We start from the raw sequence: 4,395 nt of genomic DNA on the forward strand, positions 1-4,395 counted from the left end.
GCCGCGGTCGAACCCCCGCCCGCCGAGCCCGCCGTGGTCCCCGCCCCCTCGCCGGCGCCGCCCGCCCTGTGCCATGCGTGGGGCGACCTCAGCGCCAGCGAGGCCGACCGCCTCGCCCAGCGCCTGCGCCGCATCGGCATCACCGCGGCGCGCAGCCGCAGCGAGACGCCGGAGGCCTGGTGGGTGCGCATCCCGCCGCAGCGCAACCGCAGCGAGGCCGAGCGCCGCGTCGTCGAGCTCAACCTGCTCGGCGTCAGCGACACCTTCATCGTGCAGGAGTCCGGCCCCAACCAGAACGCGGTCTCGCTCGGCCTCTTCAAGACCGAGAACCGCGCCCGCATCCTGCTCGGCCAGCTGCGCGCCAAGGGCGTCGACAACGCCGGCATCGAGCCGCGCATGAGCACCAGCTACCGCATCCAGGCCAACGTCCCGGCCAACGAGCTGCGCATCGTCGAGTCGGCCGCGCCCGGGCTACGCGCCAGGCGCCAGGCCTGCACGCGCTGAGGCGGAGAAGGACATGAGCGTGAAGCGCCCCTACATCGTCGGCCTCACCGGCGGCATCGGCAGCGGCAAGAGCGCCGCCACCGACCGCTTCGTCGCGCTCGGCGCGAGCGTGGTCGACACCGATCGCATCGCCCACGAGCTCACCGCCCCCGGGGGCGGTGCCCTCGAGGCCATCCGCACAGACTTCGGCGACGCCATGATCGCGCCCGACGGCAGCCTCGACCGCACCGCGATGCGCGCGCTCGCCTTCCGCGAGCCCGATGCGCGCCGCCGCCTCGAGGCCATCCTGCACCCGATGATCCGCGCCGAGAGCGCCCGCCAGTGCCTGGCGGCCGGCGGCCCCTACGTGATCCTCGCGGTGCCGCTGCTGGTCGAGTCGGGCGGCTACCGCGAGCGCTGCGACCGCATCTGCGTGGTCGATTGCCCCGAGGCGCTGCAGCTCGAGCGCGTGCGCGTGCGCAATGGGCTCGCCGACGAGCAGATCCGCGCCATCATGGCCGCGCAGGCCAGCCGCGCGCAGCGCCTGGCCGCCGCCGACGACGTGATCGACAACGCCGGCACGCTCGCCTCCCTGCACGCGCAGGTCGAGCGCCTGCACGCCGCCTACCTCGTCGCCGCGACGCACTGAAACCGTGCCTCGCCGTGGCGGGAAGGGGCCCTGTGCTATCATCGGCGCGAATCTGAACAGGTGCGATACAGGCGGACACGCTGCGGTGATTAGCTACGAATATCCTCTCAACGAGCGCATCCGCACCCTGCTGCGCCTGGAGGACCTGTTCCTCAAGATCGCCCATTTCACCGCGGGTGGCGCACCGCAGGATCACCACGTCGCGCTGCTGACCATCTTCGAGACGCTCGAAGTGGCCGGGCGTGCAGACCTCAAGGTCGATCTGGTGCAGGAGCTCGAGCGCCAGCGCCAGATCCTGATGTCCTTCCGCAACAACCCCGAGATCTCCGAGGAGGCGCTCGCCGGCGCGCTCTACGAGATCGAGCAGGCCTCCACCGGGCTGCTCGCGATGGCGGGCAAGATCGGCCAGTACTTGCGCGAGAACGAGTGGCTGATGAGCATCCGCAGCCGCGCGGCGATCCCGGGCGGGGTGTGCCAGTTCGACCTGCCCTCCTACCATTACTGGCTCAACCGCGACCCGGCCGTGCGCCGTGGCGACCTCGGGACCTGGATGCAGCCGATGGCGCCGATCCGCGACGGCATCGAGATCGTGCTGCGCCTGCTGCGCGCCAGCGGCCACCCCGAGCCGCTGCACGCGCGCGCCGGCGCCTTCCAGCTCACCATGGCGGGACGCACAGCGCAGATGCTGCGCGTGCGCCTGGCGCAGTCCGAGACCGTGGTGCCCGAGATCAGCGCCAACAAGTACGCGCTCAACGTGCGCTTCATGCTGCCCGAGACCGTCGCGCGCCCGCGCGTCGCCGAGCGCGACGTCGCCTTCGAGCTCACCTTCTGCAGCCTGTGAACATGAACACCCGCGTCCGCACCGTGCGCTGCCCGACCTGCGGCAAGGACGTCGAATGGAAGCCGGAGAGTCGCTGGCGGCCGTTCTGCTCGGCGCGCTGCAAGCAGATCGACCTCGGCGAGTGGGCCTCGGAGGGCTACCGCGTCCCGAGCTCGCCGCCCGACGCGCCGCTCGACGAGCTCGACTACCAGCCGCCCGGCGCCGGCGAGATGCCGCGGCGCTGAGCGCCGCCGGCGCCTTGCGGCGCGCGCGCCTTCAATCCCGGACAGGCTTCCAGATCGCGCGGATCGCGGCGACGCCGTGCGCGCCGGCGTCGCGCGCACGCTCCATGTGGTCCTGCGCCAGCCCGCCGAGGGCAAACACCGGCAGCGGCAGTCCCGCCGCCGTGGCCGCGAAGCCGTCCCAGCCCATACCCGCCTGCCCGGGATGGGTCAGGGTCGGCAGCACCGGGCCAAGCAAGGCGTAGTCGAGCGCCAGCGCCGCGGCGCGCTCGAGCTCCGCGCGGTCGTGGCAGGACGCCCCCACCCAGGGGAAATCCGGTCGTTCCTGCGCAGCCATCAGGCGCCGCGCCGGCAGATGCACGCCGTCGGCGCCGATGCGGCGCGCGAGCGCCTCGTCCTCATTCACCAGCAGCAGGCCGCCATGCGCCCGCACGCGCGCGAGCGCCGCGCGGGCAAAGGCTTCCCGCACGCCTTCGGGCAGCGCGGACTCGCGCACCTGCACCAGCCGCAGGCCGGCGGCGAGCGCGCGCTCGAGCGCGTCGAGCTGGGCCTCGACGCCGATCTCCGCGGCCTGGGTGATGCCCATCGTGCGCGGCAGGCGCAGGGCCTTCAGGATCGGTCCGTTGGCGGGCAGCATCGGCGCGCGCGCGGGGCCTTCCGGCAGCACCCAGGCGAGCGCGCTGTGCACCCGGTCGGCGAGCTCGCCCTCCCAGGCCACCACCTCGTGGAAGTGCAGGCGGACGTGAGCGTGCTCGTAGAGGTGCTCACGGCACAGCCAGGGCCGCAGCCGGGTGACGCGGATGCCGAGCTCCTCGTCGAGCTCGCGGATCAGCGCCTGCGCCGGGCTCTCGCCGGGCTCGACCTTGCCGCCGGGAAACTCCCAGTAGCCCGCATACACCGTGTCGGGCGCGCGCTGGCCGAGCAGGTAGCAGCCGTCCTCGCGCAGCAGCACGCCCGCGGCGACCTCCACCCGCTTGCGCGTCATCGTGCATCGTCCTGCAGGCGGCCGGCGTGGTCGCGGGCGAACTGCCAGGCGACGCGGCCGGAGCGCGAGCCGCGCATCAGCGCCCACTGCAGCGCCTCCTGGCGGGCGGCGGCGATTTCGTCTGCGCTCGCGCCGAAGCTGCGCAGCCAGTGCGCGGCGATGTCGAGGTACTCGTCCTGGCTGAAGGGGTAGAAGGAGATCCACAGGCCGAAGCGCTCGGACAGCGAGATCTTCTCCTCCACCGCCTCGCCCGGGTGGAGCTCGCCGTCGACGTGGCGGGTCTGCAGGTTCTCGTCGTGGTATTCCGGCATCAGGTGGCGGCGGTTGGAGGTGGCGTAGATCAGCACGTTGTCCGACATCGCCGAGACCGAGCCGTCGAGCACGCTCTTCAAGGCCTTGTACGCGTCCTCGCCCTCCTCGAAGGAGAGGTCGTCGCAGAACAGGATGAAGCGCTCCGGCCGGCCTGCGACCAGCTCGACGATCTCGGGCAGGTCGACCAGGTCGGTCTTGTCGACCTCGATCAGGCGCAGGCCGCGCGCGGCGTATTCGGTGAGCAGGGCCTTCACCAGCGAGGACTTGCCGGTGCCGCGCGCCCCGGTGAGGAGCACGTTGTTGGCGCGCCGGCCGGCGAGGAACTGGCGGGTGTTGCGGTCAATGCGTGCCTTCTGGTCATCCACGTCCTGGATGTCGGCGAGCGTGATGCGGTGCGGGGCGCGCACCGGGCGCAGCTCGGCGCGGCCATGGCGGCGCTGCCAGCGGAAGGCGAGCGCGGCGTCCCAGTCGGGCGCGGCGGCGGGGCCGGGCAGCAGGGTTTCGAGGCGCGCCAGCACGCCTTCGGCGCGAGCGAGCAGGTCAGCGAGTTCCTTGGTCATCGGGGTTTCCGCAGTCGTCCCGGTCGCACGCGGGCGCAGGCGGCTGGCGCAGGGCGAGCCCTACGACCAGCAGCAGCGCGAGCGCGACGCCGAGCTCGAGAAAGATCAGCCACACCTTCCGTCTCCGGCAGCCTGTGGGGGCCCGGTATACTGGCGGCAAAGACAGCCGAGTTCAACCGATGCCCCGCAAGATGCTCCACCGCACCCGCAACGCCCTCGTTCCTTCCCTCTCCGCCCTGCTGCTGGCCGCCTGCGCCGCCCTGCCCGGCACGCCCGAGCCCTCGGGCGAGCGCGCCTGCGCTCCCTGCCCGAGCTGCCCGCCCTGCCCCAGCGCAGCGCCGGCT

7 protein-coding genes are annotated in these 4,395 nt (G+C 72.8%); 4 read left to right on the forward strand and 3 right to left on the reverse strand.

What is annotated here, in order from left to right:
- The 4 genes from C667_RS20610 to yacG all read left to right on the forward strand — a co-directional run.
- On the forward strand, positions 1 to 504 hold a 504-nt coding region (locus C667_RS20610; RefSeq protein WP_004381195.1), incomplete at its 5' end, for an SPOR domain-containing protein.
- A gap of 13 nt (positions 505 to 517) precedes the next feature.
- Positions 518 to 1,132 carry a dephospho-CoA kinase gene (coaE, locus tag C667_RS20615; RefSeq protein ID WP_004381197.1) on the forward strand — a complete coding sequence of 205 codons (615 nt, stop codon included), beginning with the start codon at positions 518 to 520 and terminating at the stop codon, positions 1,130 to 1,132.
- A gap of 85 nt (positions 1,133 to 1,217) precedes the next feature.
- On the forward strand, positions 1,218 to 1,973 hold the full coding sequence (zapD, locus tag C667_RS20620) for a cell division protein ZapD (RefSeq protein WP_004381200.1): 756 nt from the start codon (positions 1,218 to 1,220) through the stop codon (positions 1,971 to 1,973).
- 2 nt (positions 1,974 to 1,975) lie between these two features.
- Positions 1,976 to 2,197, forward strand: coding sequence for a DNA gyrase inhibitor YacG (yacG, locus tag C667_RS20625; RefSeq protein WP_004381202.1), 222 nt, complete (start codon positions 1,976 to 1,978; stop codon positions 2,195 to 2,197).
- Between the two features lie 31 nt (positions 2,198 to 2,228).
- On the opposite strand, the gene C667_RS20630 is transcribed toward yacG, so the two are convergent.
- From C667_RS20630 to C667_RS26720, 3 genes are read right to left on the reverse strand one after another with little or no spacing between them, the layout of a single operon-like run.
- Positions 2,229 to 3,179 carry a Nudix family hydrolase gene (locus tag C667_RS20630; protein ID WP_004381204.1) on the reverse strand — a complete coding sequence of 317 codons (951 nt, stop codon included), beginning with the start codon at positions 3,177 to 3,179 and terminating at the stop codon, positions 2,229 to 2,231.
- On the reverse strand, positions 3,176 to 4,051 hold the full coding sequence (locus C667_RS20635; RefSeq protein ID WP_004381206.1) for an ATP-binding protein: 876 nt from the start codon (positions 4,049 to 4,051) through the stop codon (positions 3,176 to 3,178). Before C667_RS20635 ends, C667_RS20630 begins: the two co-directional genes overlap by 4 nt.
- Complete coding sequence (locus tag C667_RS26720; protein WP_004381208.1) at positions 4,032 to 4,166, reverse strand: hypothetical protein; 135 nt, start codon at positions 4,164 to 4,166, stop codon at positions 4,032 to 4,034. The genes C667_RS20635 and C667_RS26720 overlap by 20 nt, the downstream gene beginning before the upstream one ends.
- Between the last annotated feature and the right edge of the window lie 229 nt (positions 4,167 to 4,395).

Source organism: Thauera phenylacetica B4P, from assembly GCF_000310225.1.
Lineage (GTDB): Bacteria > Pseudomonadota > Gammaproteobacteria > Burkholderiales > Rhodocyclaceae > Thauera > Thauera phenylacetica.

What these genes read in the sequence shown, in the direction of transcription:
- C667_RS20635 (WP_004381206.1), bottom strand. Translation starts at nt 4,051, where the DNA reads ATGACCAAGGAACTCGCTGACCTGCTCGCTCGCGCCGAAGGCGTGCTG.
- C667_RS20630 (WP_004381204.1), bottom strand. Translation starts at nt 3,179, where the DNA reads ATGACGCGCAAGCGGGTGGAGGTCGCCGCGGGCGTGCTGCTGCGCGAG.
- coaE (WP_004381197.1), top strand. Translation starts at nt 518, where the DNA reads ATGAGCGTGAAGCGCCCCTACATCGTCGGCCTCACCGGCGGCATCGGC.
- yacG (WP_004381202.1), top strand. Translation starts at nt 1,976, where the DNA reads ATGAACACCCGCGTCCGCACCGTGCGCTGCCCGACCTGCGGCAAGGAC.